Source organism: Bradyrhizobium sp. SZCCHNS3016, assembly GCF_032484535.1.
GTDB lineage: Bacteria > Pseudomonadota > Alphaproteobacteria > Rhizobiales > Xanthobacteraceae > Bradyrhizobium.
Genome location: NZ_JAUETE010000002.1, coordinates 507,645 through 527,046 on the forward strand (window position 1 = coordinate 507,645; position 19,402 = coordinate 527,046).

Below are 19,402 nucleotides of genomic sequence, written 5' to 3' on the forward strand. Positions count from 1 at the left end.
GTCGGACGAAAGATTCGTCCATGAGGGTCGCTAGACCCACCGCTCCAGCACGACATGACCTCCGCGGCTCGATATCATCTGCGAGGCGGAAGACACCCCCGCTAGATGGACTGGACGGTAGATGCGCGCCGGCAATTGCTCGCCGCTACGTGGGGGGTACCGACGAGCAGCGCGCATGAGGTTCTCGTAAGAGCAAGATCGCGGCTCCGGACCCCTACGCTTCTACGATTGGCCGGGGACGCGAGGCTGGCCGCTACGGTCCCCAGCCCTTCAGTCGATCACCCTATCACAACGCAGTCTTCCTTCTCGCACTGGCACGGCTGGACTGAAAGGAATTCCCATAACTCGTGCAATTCGACTGTTTCGCCAGATACCGCGCCCAAGTGCCCCAGTGCGAAGAAGGAATGCCTAGTTTGGTTCGCGCTGCGGGATGACCGACCGTAAATCTGCCTCGCCAGCATCTGATAACACTCAAAGTCTACCGCATCACCAAGTCGAACCCGTGCCAGCACTAATCAGCTTAGGACAGTATCACGACCGCGCTACTTCCGGCCACGCAGCAATCCACGCGGAACATACAACTTCGCCGGCCAGATCCGCCAACCCCAGCTAAGCTGCGCGGTAAAACTTCACCGGATCGCCACGCGCGGCCCAGAGCAAAGCCCAAAATTCCATGCCCTGTCCGCGCTAATCCGGCCATCCCAAAAAGTAAGCTAAGGGCGACGTGAGTTTAGGAGAGGCCGCGTGCCCAAAACTCTCGGTGCCCCCTCCACGCCAAACAGCATACGCATCCGGCGCACCACCGAGCGGCAAAAATACCGCGGCGATGTCGACGTGCGACTTCGCAACATTTCCTCACCGAAGACCAATTGGCCCACGAAATCTTCTTGATCTTCCTGCGGTAGAGCATCACACTATTGCAATTTTAAGGGGACGACCTGCCACCCCCGTTGTTATTGATCGTTTCTCAAATTTTCATGAGGCCGCCGTGCGCGCCGGATACCGACTAAGTGTTTCGCCCGAAGAGGGGGATGAGTTCAAGCTCGTATGGAGCGATCATTTCAGCGATCTGCAACCGTACTGCGTCAGCGGAGCTCTCGTTACAAAGGCAAGCGAGGAGATCCGCGGGGTTCTGAACGCTCTAAGCAAACACTATCGCGAATGCGAGGTGACGGGAGCGAAGCCGGACTATTCCCCATTCTACCCTGACTTAGCTCGCGCGGGCGCTCACCTGTCCGAGGCCTTGCTGAATAGGTCCAGCGGCGAGCAAGGCTCTGCAGACGAAGCGCGTTCTTTGATATCGTCTATCGAGGGGCAAATCCCATTAACTATCGTTATCTCCGGGACACCCTTACATGTGCCCTGGAGTTTCGCTTTTCGAGGCGACCTTGACTCGCTGCCGCCAACTTCAGGGACCTTGGGTGACTTTAAAGACTTCTGGACCAATGTATTTGACATCAACATCAGCTATAGCCGCACCACGCTCTTGAAGGCTGCACATAGCAAAGACGCCGCACCTTTCGTTCTACATGCCTTACATGAAGAGCACTTCAGCAACGCTCGGGCTTTGCTAACCGATGCGGAACGGGCCGTGGTCGACCAACTACTAACCCTCCGGATCGGAAACACAACTGACTGGGACACCTGTAGACGAAAGTGGCGAAAAAGCGACGACGCCGACAGCATCATCTACATCTTCGGTCATTCAGATGGACAGAACATCTTCCTGTCTGAAGACAACGATCCGAAGTACATTCTCGATGCCAACGGCTTCCGCCTAACCTTTCGAAAGCCCGCGGGCGCAAAATCGAACACCATCTGTTTCATAAACGGTTGCCGCACTTGCGCCGGATTGCTCGGCAGCAGCTTCATTGCCGCCACGGCCAGCCAGGGTTTCTTCGGCTTTATTGGCAGTGAAGCCGAAGTCTCAAACCTCTTCGCCGCCCGATACGGGGCAGACTTTATGAAAAAGTTGTGCGTGGATAGACTGTCGGTCCAGGACGCCTTTGCTGCGATTAGAGAACGACAAGATCTCTTCCCACTGAGCCTCCTCTACTCCTGCTACGCTCAACCAGATTTTAGGCTGGCTGCCCCTTTGGAAGGAGCCGCTGCATGAGTCTACTATCCCCGGATCAGTTGAGAAAAACGATCACGCCGGAACCAACATCTGCCTGGCCGTCGGAACCCTACAAAGGGCTAAACTATTTTCAAAGGTCTGACGCACCGCTATTCAGTGAGCGCGACATAGATGTATGCAGTTGCGCCGCCATCGTTGGCTTTGCAACCAACAAGGTGCTTCTCCTTCACGGCCGGAGCGGCACTGGAAAGTCGTCATTCTTGCGAGCCGGGCTCCTTCCGAAACTTCAGCAGGCCGGCTTCTACAGTTTCGAAACCAAAGCCAATGGAGATGAGCCATTATTGGTGAGATGCACCGCGAACCCACTACTCAGGCTTCAACATGCACTGACGCATCGCTTAACCAACTCAGACGCCTCAAATGCGTTGGGAGGGTTTGGACGAAAGCGAGCGCTCTCGTTGCTTCAGGCAGCCACCTCAGATGATCCGACGGACATCGCTGAGCAACTCCTGGCCGCGTTTCAAGCCCTCTCTAACGGATCTTCGCGCCCCATTCTCTTTGTAATCGATCAAGGAGAAGAGATCTTCACGCTAGGCACCGCCAATGAGATAAGAGCCGCGTTTTTCTACCTAATCGAGGAGCTCTGTATCCGGCACATTGACCTCAAGCTCATTGTGTCGATCCGCACCGAATTCTACGGTCAATTTTGTGATCAGCTTCGCGTTGCTCCGAACTTGACCGTTACTACCTCCCGGACTTCCCTCGATCAATACATGCTGCATGGCCTCCGAACCGAAAGCCAAATTGTCGCGACGATTGTGCGCCCGACACTCAACGAGCCGGTCAGCTCCTACGGGATCCCTCGCAGCGTTTATAACTTCGCATTTGAAGTCGGAACAGCCGAGCAGATCGCAGCAGACTTACTCCAACATTGCGGTGAATCCAGCACGCTGCCTGTTATGCAGATAGTGTGCCGAGATCTTTTTCGCTCTGTGGTTGGCGAGAGCCGACCCGCGTCATGCCGTCTCATTTCATTACGAGACTATGACCGCCTTGGTCGGGTTAGTGGGCGCGTCAACGCCTTTATCAATAGCTCGATCCGAAATGTCCTCAAATCCGTGAATAATGCAAATCCTACTGAGAGCGAAGTCTCTAGATGGCAGGAAGTACTTGCAAACCTCGTGGCAAGGCAAGAAGGCAGCGTCTTAGCCAGCTTGCTGGTGGATGAAGATGAGATTATTGCCGATGCAAAGTCTCGAGGGATCACCGGGAATATCTCACAATGCCTCAAGGAGATGGCAAGCGAACACTCCGGCTTGCTTAGAATCTCGGAAGGAGCTGGCAGCACGCAATTCAGCCTCGGCCACGATGCCTTAGCTCCTTCGCTATTCCAGTGGCGCGAAGCTCGCGCGGATATCCTGCGCGAGCGAAGGTCAGCAAAGCGGATTACAATCGCGCTTGCGATTGCATCCGCGCTCATTGTTGTCTTCACTGCCGTGGTATTCTGGCAAATCTATCAAAACAGATCACAGACTTTGCAATTGATTTCCGCACTATCGAACAATGACAGTAGCCCCGGCTACAGGACTCGCGTACTCCTATCTTTAGCAGCATCCATCGAATCGAGCGGGCTGCTTTCAAAGCAACTCTTGCATCAAGACCACCTCTTCGACTTACGACAGAATCTATTGCGATCACCTGTGTTCGTGGGTAAGCCATCAATTGCGATCGGCCTGTACGACGACAAGATCACTCGCTTAGACGCTACGGGCAAGATATGGCACCAACCGCTGGCTAATCCGGCTGCGGAGCAGTTAATTGGAATCATTCCGCCTCGAACGGCCGAGGACCAATCCCCATGCGCAATTGGCCGCATATCCGGCCTGACAAGACCAATCGTATACCAAGGAGGGTACGTGTACTGGTGGCCAGATCAAGCGAGGCCAGACGAACCGCAGCGACTTGAGCTCAAATCGTTGTTCCCCACCGGCTTTGGAACGACAGGATTCACCCTAGTCGATATCGCTAATGGGCATTTGAGAGCAACGCAGATCACCAGCTCCCCAAGAATATATCGATTTCTCGAGATCTCCTTTTCAGGAAGCCGCTTCGTTGCGAGTGACATAAAGGAACTACCTTGGTCGTATGCACTCTGGCCGGTATTTTCACCGTACAGCGATAAGCTTGCGTTCCTCTCGGGTCGCGAACTTCTACAGAGTGATCGCTTGCAACCGTCGTCTATAAAGAAGGTTGGATCTTTGGCCGATCCGACGAAATCAAATAAGGAAATCAGCGAGATCGCGCCCGGACCAGCACCGGAATTGTTCTTGGAGTCTATCGGTTTTGCGCCCAGCGACGCAGCCATATTAGTCCGCGGGCGGCGGTCGGAGATTTTCATTTTCCGAGCAGAAACGCCCCTACCCTTGCGGCTTGGGATCTATGAAACCCTGCAGGACGCACCGATCAGGCCTCGATTTGGTTTTTCTCGACCGCTAATCGCTGGGGTCAAAATCGCGGACAACTGGCGCGCGGCTTGGGTGGGCGACGAGGGAATTGACATGCTCGAAGGTTCAGAAGACGGTCTAGGCCGCCTAGTTCGGGTGAAATCACTACTTCCCGCAGCGCCGTTAGATTCGATCATCCGAATCGAGTTTAGCCGAGATGGTCGCTGGCTACTTGCCGTCTCGCAATCCGGCTTCCTTGAGCCTGCTGTGTTCCGCATTTGGGATCTGAGCTCAGCTTACGTGACGGAATTGGACGGCATGACCGTTGAGCAGCTGCGGGACAAGGCCTGTTTCGTGGCAGGGCTCGAGGCGAGCAATAAATTCTCGGCGATTGAACTAAGAAATCTCTTTGCGGGACGTGAGCGCCAACCTTGTGGGGACAAATGATGTCGACTTTTTTGGAGCGACTCGAAGGGCTAGTGAGCCGAATCTACTCATCTCCTTATCCCACCCCAAACCTGTTTAAGGTGCCGGATGCGGCATACGAGCCTGGCGGCACATTGGGACACAAGATTCCAAAGGATGATGGCTACTTCAGCTTGAGAATTAACGAGCTATTTCTAAAGGACGGGCGTGCTCTTTGGGACACTTACGATCCAATGTTAGTTTCACTACTCGATTTCCTCTACGACGGCAAGCGAATGTCTGTTCCGTTCGTGATCAGCTCCGAGCTACTAAAGCAAAAGTCTAACGCAGCGCCTCACGCTGTCCTCTTCAACGACATCTTAGTAGCTGGCCCTCATCCATTCAGAGGCGGCAACGTTGCTATCAGCCTGGTGCTCTACAAAGTAAAGCGTGACAACTTTGCACGAAAAGCAATGAAATTTGTCGAGGGCGTATCTTCGGCCGCAGGGGTTCCCGCAGACATCGCCTTTTGGAACAAGGTGGGGACCGCATTCATTGACGGTCTCGAGACGCTCATTGACCTTGATGACACCGTACCTCTTTTTGGAAGTCGACTAGAAATTGATACCTCTTCATTTTCTGGCCTTTCAACCTCGTCCTGGCTTTTGACGCCTACGAATGATTTTGCTCGCGATAATGTGCTCGTGGAAAATGGCCGCCTATCCATACGCGGAGAACGTGGGACACAACGATACAATTCGCAGGACTACGTGTTGTTCTCGTTGTTAGGCTGCTCGCAGCGAGCGGACGAAAGTAGCCTTCCGTTCTACGCACTGCGAAGACAGGCACTCGAATCGGTGTTATCTGGGGAAGAAGGGTGGAAACGAGCCAAGGCTCTCCTTCTCACCTTGTATCAGCAAATGATTACAAGTCCTGATCTAACGACGCACGAAGCAGAAGATCTCTTCGAGAGATATAAGGGAGAGCTGCTACACACAAGAGATACCCTCATCAAGACAACCGCAATGTCGGTGTCGGAGGACCAGATTTCAGATGAAGTCTCTCGCCTGAATCAAGCGACAAAGCTCCTTGATCTGCATTGAGAAATTCGTGAGAATTGTACATTACTTGCCTACAAGCACCGATGCTACGGAGGTAGCGGACGATAGTGGCATCAGCTCGAGCAGGACCAGCCAGTCGGGCGACTCACGGAAGGGCAGATTTTCGAAGTTTTGAAGGAGCACGAGGCTGGCGATTACCAGCCATTTCGCGCTGGTAGCGACCTCGACTGTGCTGCAGGAGCTATCGCCAATGTTTGGTGACGGCCGAGCCGTTCAGGCGGCGGCGGTTGCGGGTGCCGGTCAGTCGGCTTGGTGATGACCTCGATCCCGTCGTGAATGTCACACCGAGAACGAGTTTTGGCAACTGGTTGTGGCCATCGCCGACGCCAGCTTTTCTGCGCGCCTTCGAGCAGTTTGAAGACCATCGCGAGCGCGGTCCTATTCGACAGGGGGCCCTTCGATCGGATCGTGAGATGGCGCACGGTCGCGAAGGGTGCTTTCAATGGGATTGGTCGTCCGCAGGTGTTTCCAGTGCTCGGCCGGGAAGTCGTAGAAAGCGAGCAGCGCGTCTCGATCCCGGCTCAGGCAATCGGCCGCCTTCCTTATTTCAGGGCGTAGCTCTCGATGAAGGCGTCGAACGCCAACGCGGCGGCGGCCTTGGTTTCGGCCATCCAGATCTCCTGCAACGCGCGTTTGGCTTTGGGCTGCTGGCTCTTCGGCAACTTGCCGAGTACGTTCGCAGTCTTGTACACCCCGTAACGCTGCTCGCGCGTTTTCGGCCAGGGCTCACCGGCGACCTTCCAGAACCCGAGCGCGCCGTCGGCGATGACGAGCCGCAGCGACACCTCAAGCCCGCGCCGCTTCAGGTCGAGCAGCAGATCGCGCCAGTCTCCTGCGCGCTCTCGTGGGCACCATCAGTGAAGCCGACCAGTTCCTTGCGGCCTTCCGGCGTTGCGCCGATCAGCACCAGGATGCACTGCTTTTCGTCTTCGAAGCGCGCCTGGAGACGGATGCCATCGGCCCAGATGTAGACGTAGCGCTTCGCCGATAGATCGCGCTTCTGCCGTGCGGCCGTGCTCGTCGAGCCAACCGTCCTTCCGGCCGATGGCGGATGCCGACGACCCGGCAGCATCCTTGCCGAGCAGCGCCGCCAGCGCCTCGGAGAAGTCGCCGGTCGATATCCCCTTCAGGCAAAGGATCGGCAGCAGCGTCTCGATCGACTTCGACCGGCGCATGTAAGGCGGCAGGATCGACGGAGAGAACTCGCGATCGCGCACACGCGGTTGGCGCACGGCGACCGGACCAATACCGGTCATCACCTCCCGCTCCGGCAAGTGACCGTGGCAGACGACACGCTGGTGCCCGTCCTCAGTCTTCAAATCGGCATGCTTGCCGAGAAAGTCCGCGACCTCGGCCTCGACCGCCTGGGCCAGCAGGGCACGCGCCCTGCAAGATTTCTGTGAGTTGATCGTCGACGTTTCCTGACTGAATCAGTTTGATGTTATCTTTGGACACGGCATATCGCTCCTTCGGTGGAGAAGTGGAGGCGCTAAGCCCCCCACGATATGCCGCCTTTCTGATTTCCGCCGTCACCAACTTTCGGCGATAGCTCGTGCTGCAGGGTCTCGCAGCACTCATTCGGGATCTCGAACGCCGTTCAAATGTGACGCCTTGGCCAATGGTCGACGAACGCGTCTTGCAAGCCTGCCAATTTCGCCGGAAGGGCGGGGCCTTCGGTTGTGAGGCCGAGGTAGTAGGCTGCGCGTGTGGCGCCGACGTACAGATATTTGTCGAAGAGGTCGGGTGCGTGCTCGGCGAGCTTGTCTACCCCGACAAAAAACACGCCCTCAAATTCCAGACCCTTGATGTGTTGGACGTCAAAGACCCTAACGTCGTTCTCCTGGCCTACGGACTGACCGCGAACGCAAGCGACGGCGTGGAGATTCTTGTCGGTGAGTGCTGCGTCAAGGATTTGCGCAAGCGGTTCCACCTCCGCCTCTTCGTTCACCAGCACCGCGATAGACGGCAGCGATCCCGTAAAGTTTTCAATTTCGCCGATGCGATCGGCCAACCAGGCGCAAACAGCATGACGGTCGCGCAATCCATTCGCAAGTACCGGAAGTACGCCATCGTTGATGACATGTGCAGGCAGTTGGGTGTCGGGCGAAGTCCCCGAAAGTCGGGCGATACGATTCGCGAATTCGTTGAGTTCTCTACTGTGACGGTAGCTGATGTTGATAGTCCGGACGTCGATATCGGCGAACACCCATTTCAGTTCGTCGATCGAACGGCTGCCCCAGCTCGTTACCCGTTGATTGAAATCGCCGCACGCCAGAAACGATCGCGTCGCCGGATCGCACATGTTTGCCATGCAAGCCAACTGTAGCGGGGAAAAGTCCGTCGCTTCATCTATCGCGATCTGGTTGCGTAAAACGTCGCGGAACGATTGCAGGGCTGGATGCTGTCCGGCGGCGACCTCGGCCGCAATCGTTCTGTTCGCGAGAAGTCCGTTGGCTGCGCGCAGGGTCGCAAGCAAAAGGACGTCGGCTTCCAGGGGAGAAAGGTCGGTCGCGGAGAATGGCTCGGCTCGATACCATCGATTTTCCGCCTGCCTTTCGCGACGGAATCGGCGGTAACGCCCTGGAACGCCGGAGATCAGGCGCCGCATGGGGTTTGCGAACCGGCGAGCCGATGACTGGACCTGGAGGCTCGCGCCGATCGAGCGCAACTCGTCTGCGGCGGGCACTTTGTTGCCAAGCCAGTCGATGATTTTCCGGTTGCGGCTCTGAGTCGGGAGAGACCGGCTCGCGGCAAGGGCGCGCGAGTGAGCCCGAATTGCCCGCATGTACGCCTCGAAAGCGGCATTGCGGGCGTCAGCCGGTGGCGGGACATCCTCGTCCTCGTCCACGTCTGGATCGTCGGGCTCTTCCGTCGTCTCAGTCATCGTCGCGAGAAATGCGATGAGCTGCGAGAGCAAAGTCTGATCGCGCCTTAACTCGGCTGAGAAGGAGTTCCTGATTCTGAGATCGGTCTCCGCCTTGATCTTGGAGATCAGGGCGCGGACGTCGTCCGCGGCTTCGCCGATCGCAACGAACTGTGCGGACGATGTATCTCCCGTCCCGTCCAGCGTCCGCGTCAAGCGCTTCCCGGCGCGCGATGCCTCAGGATCCCGGTCGTCAGCGAGTATCTTGGCGTGTTGCGTGAGCTCAGCCCAGAACATCTGGACGTGCCAGTTCTCGAAATCCTCGAACCATCTGATTTGCCGGCTGATCGTCTCCGTTAGCAGAGGATCGAAGGCGGATTTGAGAACGAAAGTGCCCGCCCCGGGGCCAGCGCGCAGAATACCGAACCTGTTGCGGGCAAGTTCGCGCCTGTAGTCGTCCCATGTCTGCAATCGAGCGTCTGGCGCCGCGATACCTTCCCGCGCAAATGCCTCCTTGAGATAGAGTTTCAACAATTCCGTGGGAGTGAACATTAGCCAACTGCCGGTATGACCGGCGACTCCCGCGAACGAGCGCGCGATAAGCGTCTCCTCCTCCGCTTGCAGAAATTCGCGATCCAGCTTCAGTCCGAGCCTCTTGATCAGCGTCGTGGTTTTGCCGGTGCCAGGCGGACCCAATATCACCAGCCGGCTGTCCAGCGGCAGGCGGAAGATCTCGTCCTGGTACTGATCGAGCAGGGGTTGATCCCGCAATCCCATCTTGAGGATGGCATTGCGCCGAAGGCCTTCCAGTACGTTGTCGGCTTCCCTGCCCTCGGCCAGAAGCGTGTCGAGGAGGTCGACGCTTTCCGCCGCGCCCGTGGACTTCAGAAGCTCGCGGAGAGAAGTTACCGTGACGGGACCATAGTTGGCCCCTTGAAAAACCGTATCGCGTGAATCCCATTTGTTGTCTTTGATGTCTGGCTGCAAGACCGCGCGTTCGATGACCTCGAAATTGCGCGTGCCCTTCGATGTGCGCACATCCTGATCCCCTCCGACCGGCAGCGATGCCATTCGCCCGATCGGAGAGCGGTAGCTCGCCATGGTATGGCGGTCGTGGGGGAGCGTTCCGGCGCGCGCTATGAAGTAGACCTTTTCCTCGCCTTCGTCGTCACGGAGGACGAGACGCGCGATCGCAGGCTCGCGTGCGAGGTCGACAAGCTGCTGCCGCTGTTCCGATGTGATGTCGCTCATGTTTTGAACGGCACTAGCCCCGGTCAGCGTGTTGACGACGGCGAATGATTCCGCGCTGGAAACGCGGGCTTCGCCGAGCTTCGCGTTGGCGGCATCCGCGATGTCCGAAAAGAAGCCGAGCGTGTCATCGGCGATTGTCGAGAGTTGCTCTTTTTGGCTAGTTTCCCCGACCCCTGACTTACTCGCCTTCGTTTTCTTCACCGATGAGTGCGCCATTCTACCCCCCACGAACCGACGATGGGTCGGCTCCGCCGACCCGAGTCTTGGCCTATGGAGGATATCGGCTTTCGGATTGGAAACCGAACGAAAATTGCGAATCCCGTCACCTGCTCGCCTTGATTGTGGGAAAGTCGCCTCGGAGCTGCACGGCCCCACTGACCAGGGAACAGGCCGACGGGTGGCGTGCAGCAGGACAAAAGACTATTCGAGGCGCGCGAGATCTCGAAGTGGCCGATCCGCGGTCCTGAGCCTCGTCTAGGACGGGCCGGTCGGGCCACTTACAACTTCCAGCGAGCCGAGTTCAGGGTCTGATCGATCCGGCGACCGAGGGCCCGTGGCGCCGAATTGTGACCACCGAGGATTCTCGTTGCTGGGGTCCGGCAGCGGCAGCTCCGGACGGGATGCCGAAAGGCCTATGCCGGCGGAGGCGCAAGCGCCGGCAGTTGCGCCAGCCTTTCCGCCTGGATAGCCCGATAACGCTCCTCGATCTGCGGCCATACTTCGTCGACGATGGGTTTCACGAGCACCGCAACCCGAATGAACGCCGCGGGGATCTCGTAGTCCGGATTCCTTCGCTTTTCTTCGACGACGAAGCGCACACTGGCGACGAACGCCTCCCAGAACTGCTCGGGGGTCCGGATCATCATGCGCCGTCGTCGTTTTATCTCGCCGAAATAGCTCGGCCACGGATAGTGCCGGCTCCACTCGCGTTCGTCGAATTTCTGCAGAAAAAGGCACCTGTTCGCGTAGTTAATCGGATCCATCCGCTGCTCGAGCTCCTCTTCGACCAGCGTGAGGACACGGTGTTCGTAGGCTTGGGCATAGGGATAGAAATCGCGCTCGTTGATGCGGATGAAGGCGTCGTCGAAGCCGCGGTAGTCGCCCCGTTCGTCGGCTTCGTACATTCCGAGGTGCCAGTTGCATCCCGAGCAGGCCAGACCGCGGATGTTGTAGACCGTTAGTTTGTCGCCGCTGCCGCGCACCGGATCATGATCGTGCTCGATAATCAGCCCTCGGGTCTCGTCGCAGAACGCGCACTTGAAGTTCTGGGCGCGGGCGAGCTCGACGACGAGCTTCCTCACCCCTGGATCGAGGCGCATCCAGCCTCGAGCGGTCTTCTTCAACAGTCCGGCAGGCAACTCACGCCAGTAATGATCGCTCATGTCGGAAGGCCTGGAGGGTGACGGGTAGCCACCATCTAATCTTCTGGGGAACTATGTTCAATCTGTGTAGATCGCGTCGTCGACTGACGCCGTCATCGCAGATCGGATCCCTAGGGCGCCTGCGTCGCTTCCGGGCGGTTGCAGAACCAGGGATTCGAGCCGGCGGGGCCGCAGGAATCGTTCTAACGGTCGGCTTCGTACTGGCCGGCATCGCAAGGGAAGACGCGAACTCCCTCGCGCGATCTCCTGCCATCGCCGAGGATCGCCGATCCGGAAAAAGGCCGCAACAGACGCAGCGCCTGCAGATCCAGCAAGCCGACCGATTTCAAGTCCTTCTCGTCCGCTGCCTCTCCCACCGTCGCCGCTGCACGGCGGGCATTCGATCGCACGCGCTCGGGCAAGGCAAGTCGTCCAAGGACATCTTGCCAGAGATTCCGTGTTCCTACCGTCAGCCAAGGCGATTTTAGGCGGCGAGCGCTGGCGCTACCGCCGCGGATTATCCTCCCAAGTGCTGGCGTAGCTGACCACGGATGTGCGGGTAGGCAAGCCCGAGAAGCTCCGAAACGACGCGCCAGTCGGCCGCCCGGAAATACCTTCCTCGATGAAAGCTCGTCTCTACGCCGATCACGCGCGGTGGCACCCAGAGCGAGGGCGACGGCTTCTGGAGCTCCCACACCGACGCTCCGCTGACCGCGTGCAGGGGATGTGGTGCCCCTTCACGCTGGAGCAGAAGATCGATTTCGCCGGCACGCCGCCGGCTTACATGGAAAGCTCGTTCTGTCTTATGGAGCTTGGGGCGGCTTGGGCGCAGGGCAGTAAGAGCATCGCGATCGTCGTGCCGCCGATCAACTACGATACGGTCACGAAGACGCTCGGCCTCAGGCAGGCCTGGAAGATTACCGACAAGCCCGGGCTCATCGATCTGCGGGAAATGATCGAGAATAACCTGCCGAACCTTGAGGCGCGGACCGAGCACGATTGGGACGATAAGCGCATGCGATGGGCCGTCGACCTGAAGAAGCTCCTGCCCAAGCTGCAGCAGGCAACCAAGATCGACGCTGACGAGCACGCGGAGGTGTTGGCGAACCTTCGGGAAAGGGATGCCGAGGTGGAGCGGCTCGAGACCGCGTTGGCGGCTGAACAGGACCGCTATGCCGAGCTCGAGAAGCTTAAGGACAAGCAGGAAGTCAAGGCGCTGGAGAAGAAGCGGCCGGGATCGAAGGCGCTGCAGGACGAGTTCGACGAACTGATGGAGGCAGTCAGCGAAAGCAAGCCTAAGGCTGCCAGGGCGGTGCTGAGGCACCTCATCGCGGACCATTTTGATCGTGCGGGGGCCATCGATTGGTACTCGAATCGCGAAGAATTCGAGGACGCGGTGAAATACGGACTGATCTCGAATGAGGGCGGCGACCGCGTCGAATGGGAACGAGCCAAGCTAAGGCCGTTCAGAGACGCGCTTGCTGCGGTGCAGGGCTTTCTTGACAGCGATGATGGCGCGAAATGGCGGGAACAGCAAGAACCCAACGTTCCGACTGACGCCGACGATCTCGAGTTCTGGGAGTACCATTTCGATTGGTGAAGACGAGGACCGCAGTGGTGCGAACTCGCTGCAGGATCACCGGCGTAAGCCGTCTCAGAACCTCGTCTTCGCCAGTTCGCTGCCTTTACGTATGGAAACGAAACGACGGATTTGGAGCGACGTTGTCCGACAATTCCGTCATGATCTCCCCGACCCGCTTGGCGAATAGCAGTGTGACCGGAAGTCGCGTAATTCCATCGCTCGAATTCCAATTCATCTTCGAGAGAAGAAGTATCTCGCGCGCACGAGCCTCTATGTCGGTCTCGCCCGCTGATCCGATCTGGATCGGCGATGGAATGTGGGCTCCGGGAAATTCCTCCCACCACGGAACGTAGCCGCTCGTGAAGAGAAACGACTCCCCCTCGATCTGGCACAGCGTTCCGCGCCATGGCTCCTCCGCGCCCTTACGGACTAGGCGGAACGGCGTTTGGCGCAGCCAGACCAAGTCACAACCAGGGACCGAGCCTTTTACAGCACGGCGAAATCCTTTTTCCTCTTCAGACTGATACACGGAAGTTTTGTGGACGACGATTCTTTTGGGTAGCAGCCCGGTCCGGAGCCGATAGCCCTCCATGACATCCTTCATCAGGGAGTAAGCCTGAGATTCGTTCAGATAGGGCTGCCGGTCGATCCGTTGCTGATGATCGATGTGGGCCCCTTTGAGGCAGAAGGGCTCATGGTCGGATGAGAACGCCTGGGCGACGCTGGCGTAGACGAGGTGACCGCCCCGCTTCTTCAGGTGGTGGAAGGACACGCCGACAAAGCAGACGCCCTCCGTAAGGCCAGACGGTCGCCACGGCAATCCACCACCCTTGTAGTAGAGCGCGGTCGTGAAATTCCAGTTTCTGGTCGCCTGACTCTGGCCCGTATTGTCGTCACGCTCGATCGTCCCCCGCCGCAGCACCTGGATCGGCACCGCGTTGTCGTACTTGTGCACCCTCGACTTCAGCGCGCGGTAGAACGTACGGAAGAGGAGATCTTCAGCGCTCGTCCTCAATGCTTCCGCCTCGGCGAGGTCCTCCTGGCTCGGAGCGAACAGGTCGAGTTGGGCGCTCTCCTCCTCGCGCTTCAGTATCTGTAGTGCACGACGCTCTCTCGGGGACAGGCCGGGGTTCTCCACCCTCAAGTCGCCGAGTTCGTCGGGGATGCAGACAACTATGCAGTCCGGTCGCGCATCGCCGAACATAGTGACCATCGGACCTTCGAACATTTCGACGAGCGCCTCGAAGGCTTCGGCGCCGACGGGGGGCCTGAAAAGGCGGTCGTATGCGTTGTCGTCGAGCACGCGGACGAAGTTGTCGTCGATCTCGAATTTGGCCTTCAGCGCCCGTTCCGCCCCAGGCCAATCGCGGTACCGCCGCGCGTTCTTTTCCTTCGCCGGACGGAACAGGTCGATATCGCCGATCCACCTGCGCGCGGCCGCGACGTCCGAGGCCAGGCCGATTAGACCCAGCCTGAAGTGCCGGCCGCGATTGTCGACGGGACCATGCGCGACCAAGGCACGCCTCGGATCGACGTCCTCATGGCCGTTGTTAAACTGAACCGTCGGTTCAGGCAGGCACTTGATCTTGATCGCGACCGTCATCGATCAGCCCTTCCTCCGGAACATCTATCGACAGAAATGAGCCCTCGAGCAGGATGTCCTGGGCGTCGACCTTGCTCAGATTGATGACGGGGGCGCCCTGCGCGATGAACCGCCCCCAGAACACCAGATCGCCGTCCACGGCTTGGTTGCGGTCGAACTTCATACGTCGGGTCGCGCGCTTCGTCCTGGCGTAGCCCGGCAGAGGCGTCCATGCGTCGGGTCCGGTGAACATGTAGAACGGCTTCAGGCGCACGCCCCACAGCGAACCAACGCGCGTGACGTCGTAGGCGAAGCCTTCGTTTTCGAACCACACGGGCGGCCTGTCGCTTCTCTGCTTGACGACCTCTCGGGGCACGCCCTTGCGAGTCGGCGTGTCGTAGATGTACTTCCGAGGGCCTTTGTTGAGACCGACGAAGTACGCGCGCCGCTGGGACTTCTTGCCGTCCCCGATCAGAAGGCCGTGCCTTTTTAGACGCACCAGTTGTCCCTCGAAATGCTTGCGGAGGAACCAAGTGAACACCCGAGCGAGATCAGGATCGGATTCGATGTCTCGGCGCTCGGTCACTGTCACGCGCCCTTCCGACATGACCGGTCGGAGCACAGTAGCGAGAAGGTCAGGCGGGGCCAGGGACCACAATTCGCCGCCCCAGAGGAGGACCGTGCCAGCTTCTTCGAGCGGCACCGCCTGCGCGATCTCGCGCAGCGTGCCCTTCACCTTGGCCCGCGAAACCGCTTCGGGAAGCGCCGCGAAAGGCAGCACGTTGACGATGTACGTTCCGATGGGCCGGGTATCGATCGCGACTCCGGCCATGCGTCCGGACGTGGCAGGCTGGAAGATATCCGCGCGGAAGCTGTCGTCGCCGGGCGGAAACTTGAACACTGCTTGACCGCTTCCGTCGCGGGTATAACGGACGACGTCGGTTAGCCCTGTGCCGGCGCGCTCCATGGCGCTCATGCCGAAAAAGATGTCGCACAGGGCCCTGTTGCGAAGCGACGTCAGTTCGCTCACGGGTTCGAACATCCCATCTGCGCCTATCAAGAGCTTTTCCCTCAACGGCTGCGAAGGGCGTCCAGGATTCGAGAAAGAAATCCTTCTTCCCGGCTCGACGTCGATCGTGGCGGGCCGATAGTCTTCGTAGTCGCGGTGGACCAGAAGGTTGATGACCAGTTCTATGAGAGCGCGCTGATGATATGCGGGCCGTTCGACGTGTTTCCCGACCGTCTTTACTTTGATGGTTGGATTTACGTCCTTGTCGCCGATCCAATCCAGAAGATCGTTCCGCTGTTTGAGCAGATTGCCTGAGATGACCTGTCGTTTTTTCCCGTCTATGGTCACCGTGACCACTGCGTGGCGAAAGAACCGCTGCGGCTCCGCGCCAAAGATGAGTATCGCGGCGTTAGTAGGTCGCAGCCCTCCGTCGCTTTCGACCAGAAGCCCGTGTTCGCGCAGGAACGCCGTCAACGTCGCAGAAGTTGGTTCGCGGAGTTTAAGCTTCCTGGCGTATTCGATGGCCGTGCGAAGCGTCAGGTCCAAATCGAGATCCGCGGACGTGGCCGTTGCGACAGGCCGATCGTCAAAGGCGATCTCCCCCCGCGCAGCCGGAGAACCCAAATTCCTCTGTTGACCGGCGAGAGCGACGTCGATGTCGCGGAAGAGCTCGTCGAAGCCGTCGATCTCGAGTAGTCGGAAGTTACCTCCGAGCCGGGCCTGAAGCGCGAGGACGTTGGGATGTGGGACGTCGCTGGCGCGCTGACACCAGAAGATTCCCTTCTTGAAGGCGAGATCGCCGGTATCGCCAAGGAGACAATCCATGATGGATGGCTCCGCCCCGCGGTAGCCCACGATGATCAGCGGCGTCGACTGCAGCAGCGGAAAGAGGAGACTGACCAGTTTGGCATCAAGGGACGCTACCTCTTCGGTCAGGTTCTTGTCAGTATATCCCTCGGCTTTTCCATGGAGCCAGACGATCTGCGCCCGGTTGAAGATGTCGAATTCGCGGAAGTCGCCCGGCGCTCGATTGACCTCCGATACCGAATGGAGATGAGGACGCTTGTCGTTCAGCGCTTTCGGCAGGCAGATGTCGAAGTTGGTGGTCAGGAGCGTTCCGGCGAGCCCGCGAAGAACGAGTTCGGCGAGCGCTCTGTACCCGTTTCCAAGCTCCTCGGTGGGCTGGATCAAGTCGAGTAGGACCTTCTGCCGATAGGCCTGGGGCTGGAGGAGATGTTTGACCGCAAGCGGGAAATTGTCCGCAAAGCGATTTTCGTCGCTGATGAACCAGGATTGCTGGTTCAGCCAAGCCTTCCACTCGGAGGTCTTCACCTGCTCAGGCAGGACGCTCCCGCCCAGGATCCGCTCGGAGAAATACCGCCGTGCCATTCGCCGGACGGCCTCGTCCGCCAACGGAACGCCCGAGGAGAAGGACGCGCCGGCGCCGAGCAGCACGGTAGGACGAGCCTCATTGTTCGGGCTGAAAATCGACGCAAGCTCACGCACGCTCTGGATGTGGGACATCGGGAGGCCATCGGCTTTGGAATCGAAGCTGGAACAATACATGAACGAAGCCCGGATACAAAGTCCGCGCTCGCTCCGTCCACCGAATTCTTGGTGGGGCAGTTTAACGTCGGATAGCGTGACCCGGCCGTCGACCCATGCTGGTCAGTTGATGCCCAAAGCCTTGAAGGCAGCAGTCTTGGGATCCCCGAAGAAGATCGGGTCGACGTGCTCCACAACGTCCCCTGTCACCTCCAGGAAGCTGCGCTTGTTTTCGATCGGGATCAGGGCGCGCTTCGCTCCGTTGTCCATGGCGAGCTGCAGCGGCTCCGCCAGCGAACGTAGCCCCTTGATGTTGCCCTGGACGCTGAGATCCCCCACAACCAGCATCGCCGGCGATGGAGGGGCTTTCTTGAGCGCGGAGAACGCCGCGATGAAGAAGCCCACCCCGATTTCACCTTCGACCCGGTTGTTCATCAGGTCGATGACCTCCACGTGGAGGTCGGATACGTCGAGCTCTCTGGCGATGGAAAGCTCGCTCTTCTTGGCGAGCATATAGCTGAACGCCCGGTTGATCGATTCCTTGGTGACGCCGTTGACCCCGCCGGCTGTCTTGAGCTTCCCGGATCCGGACGAGACCGAGACTTCGACGCGGTACATCCCGACGGTGCCGTCCTGCGCTACCGCCGCCGTGTAGACGCTGCCGGGCGGAAGGGGATCGGCCGAAATCATGTTGCGACCACCCTGCTCCGGCACGCCAACGAACCGCTCTTCGCCGGTGTCATTCAAGGTGTAGCTGAAGGACGTGTGGTAATATTCGAACGAGCCCATCTTCTTAAGCTGCTCCTTCACTCGGCGCCGGCCCTCCATCGCGAACTCAAGGAGTTCAGCAATCTCCTCCTGGGAGGCCTCGCCGCTCGGATGAATGATCTTCATCAAGCCCGAAACGGTCTTCTTGACGGCCTTCCGGTCGCGCGTGATCAGGTGCGATCCCATGGTGAAATGGCGGTCGCAGATCTCCGTGAAGTTGTGGCGCCGCAGCTCGCGCAGCGCTTCGGCGAGGAAGTCCACGACGAAGCCGTAGTGGTCCGTGAAGAGGTCGTTTCGCATCTTCGGGACCTCCCAGCCGGGAAGATAGTAGTGCAGGCGATCGATGAAGGCCATGTCGTCGCGGATCACCTCGGGCATGGGCTCGAACAGGTGTCCGGTCTGGACCATGACGTCGATCGGCTGCTGCGTATTGCCGAAGAGTGCGATGCCGGCCTCTCCGGAGGCGGCTTCCTGGCCCCGCTGAAACGACCCGGACTCGCAGTAGGTCTTCATCGTGGTGATGACCTCCTTGGGCATCTTCTCGAGGTCGGCGACCTCGTCGAAACCAACCACGTCCCAGATCTGGACGAGCCCCTTCGCCCGGCCACCCATGTGTCCGAACAGGTTGGCTACCGTCGTAGGACCGGTCATGAGGGCGGCGTAGGGAGACACCTCCTGGATGACGTAGCTCTTGCCGGTGCCGCGCGGGCCCAGCTCGACCAGGTTGTAATTGCGCTCGCAGAGCGGGATCAGCCGCGTCAGGAAGAGCAGCTTCAGGCGCTTCGACATCTCGCCCGGCTCATAGCCCATGCTGCGGAGGATCAAGTCGATCCACTCGTCCGTCGTGAACTCGGCCCTGAGGCGCTGGTATTCGGCGAGGTCGAAGGCCGCGATCTGAATCGGTGTCAGCTTCTCGATCCAGAAGGGGTTCTTTCCCTTGCCCTCCTCGTCGTATTCGAAGCGCATGTCGACCTGGGCCCAGATGCCGCCGGTCAGCAGACGTTCGTAGTCTCTGACGTACTGGTTCTGGATGTGGACGAACTTGTTCCCGAAATTGCTCAGCTCCGCCCAGTAGTCGGAATCGACCAGGCGGACCTTGACCTTGTCGATGAAGGTCCAGCTACCCTTCTCCTTGACCTTGCTCTGCGCCTTCATCGACTCGTCGGAGCGGATGTAATTGTTGGCCAGCGTGTCGTTGACGACCTGCAGGCCCATCTGGATCGCCATCTCGTCCGATGAGGCGCAGTATTTGCCGAGCAGGAACTCCAGAACGAAGACCGGAACGTTGGCGCCAACCTTCACCTTCCGGACGAGGTCCTTGCGGACCACCTTGCCGGCAAAGGTGCGATTGACCTTGTCGTCGAGAGCGTCGCGTGCGGGAACGTTACTCATCA

General features: G+C 58.9%; 10 protein-coding genes and 1 pseudogene. 4 read left to right on the top strand and 7 right to left on the bottom strand.

The window, feature by feature from the left end; genetic code table 11:
• Positions 1-988 precede the first annotated feature (988 nt).
• Genes QW881_RS06615 through QW881_RS06625 form a run of 3 tightly spaced genes read left to right on the top strand, consistent with a single transcriptional unit; the run spans position 989 to position 6,029 of the window.
• The gene (locus QW881_RS06615) at positions 989-2,116 is read left to right on the top strand and encodes a hypothetical protein (RefSeq protein WP_316158607.1); all 1,128 of its coding nucleotides are present in this window, start codon (positions 989-991) and stop codon (positions 2,114-2,116) included.
• Complete coding sequence (locus QW881_RS06620; protein ID WP_316158606.1) at positions 2,113-4,968, top strand: ATP-binding protein; 2,856 nt, start codon at positions 2,113-2,115, stop codon at positions 4,966-4,968. The genes QW881_RS06615 and QW881_RS06620 overlap by 4 nt, the downstream gene beginning before the upstream one ends.
• A complete protein-coding gene (locus tag QW881_RS06625; protein WP_316158605.1) occupies positions 4,968-6,029 on the top strand; it encodes a hypothetical protein in 1,062 nt (353 codons plus the stop codon). The genes QW881_RS06620 and QW881_RS06625 overlap by 1 nt, the downstream gene beginning before the upstream one ends.
• A gap of 248 nt (positions 6,030-6,277) precedes the next feature.
• Here QW881_RS06625 and QW881_RS06630 read toward each other — a convergent pair.
• The 4 genes and pseudogenes from QW881_RS06630 to QW881_RS06645 all read right to left on the bottom strand — a co-directional run.
• Positions 6,278-7,502 (bottom strand): annotated as a pseudogene (locus QW881_RS06630) (IS256 family transposase); the annotation flags it as partial.
• Between the two features lie 142 nt (positions 7,503-7,644).
• A complete protein-coding gene (locus QW881_RS06635) occupies positions 7,645-10,377 on the bottom strand; it encodes an ATP-binding domain-containing protein (RefSeq protein WP_316158604.1) in 2,733 nt (910 codons plus the stop codon).
• 416 nt (positions 10,378-10,793) lie between these two features.
• Entirely contained in the window at positions 10,794-11,543 is a 750-nt protein-coding gene (locus QW881_RS06640; RefSeq protein ID WP_316158603.1) for an endonuclease domain-containing protein, read from the bottom strand.
• A 182-nt stretch (positions 11,544-11,725) separates the two neighbouring features.
• Positions 11,726-11,944, bottom strand: a complete 219-nt coding sequence (locus QW881_RS06645) for a hypothetical protein (protein WP_316158602.1) — start codon at positions 11,942-11,944, stop codon at positions 11,726-11,728.
• A 200-nt stretch (positions 11,945-12,144) separates the two neighbouring features.
• Here QW881_RS06645 and QW881_RS06650 point away from each other — a divergent pair, with 200 nt between their 5' ends.
• Complete coding sequence (locus QW881_RS06650) at positions 12,145-13,122, top strand: hypothetical protein (RefSeq protein WP_316158601.1); 978 nt, start codon at positions 12,145-12,147, stop codon at positions 13,120-13,122.
• 85 nt (positions 13,123-13,207) lie between these two features.
• Here QW881_RS06650 and QW881_RS06655 read toward each other — a convergent pair whose 3' ends face one another.
• The 3 genes from QW881_RS06655 to brxL all read right to left on the bottom strand — a co-directional run bounded on the left by QW881_RS06655 (position 13,208) and on the right by brxL (position 19,400).
• Complete coding sequence (locus QW881_RS06655) at positions 13,208-14,707, bottom strand: hypothetical protein (RefSeq protein ID WP_316158600.1); 1,500 nt, start codon at positions 14,705-14,707, stop codon at positions 13,208-13,210.
• On the bottom strand, positions 14,673-17,219 hold the full coding sequence (locus QW881_RS06660) for a hypothetical protein (RefSeq protein ID WP_316158599.1): 2,547 nt from the start codon (positions 17,217-17,219) through the stop codon (positions 14,673-14,675). Before QW881_RS06660 ends, QW881_RS06655 begins: the two co-directional genes overlap by 35 nt.
• A gap of 144 nt (positions 17,220-17,363) precedes the next feature.
• Complete coding sequence (brxL, locus tag QW881_RS06665; RefSeq protein ID WP_316158598.1) at positions 17,364-19,400, bottom strand: protease Lon-related BREX system protein BrxL; 2,037 nt, start codon at positions 19,398-19,400, stop codon at positions 17,364-17,366.
• Positions 19,401-19,402: the final 2 nt, after the last annotated feature.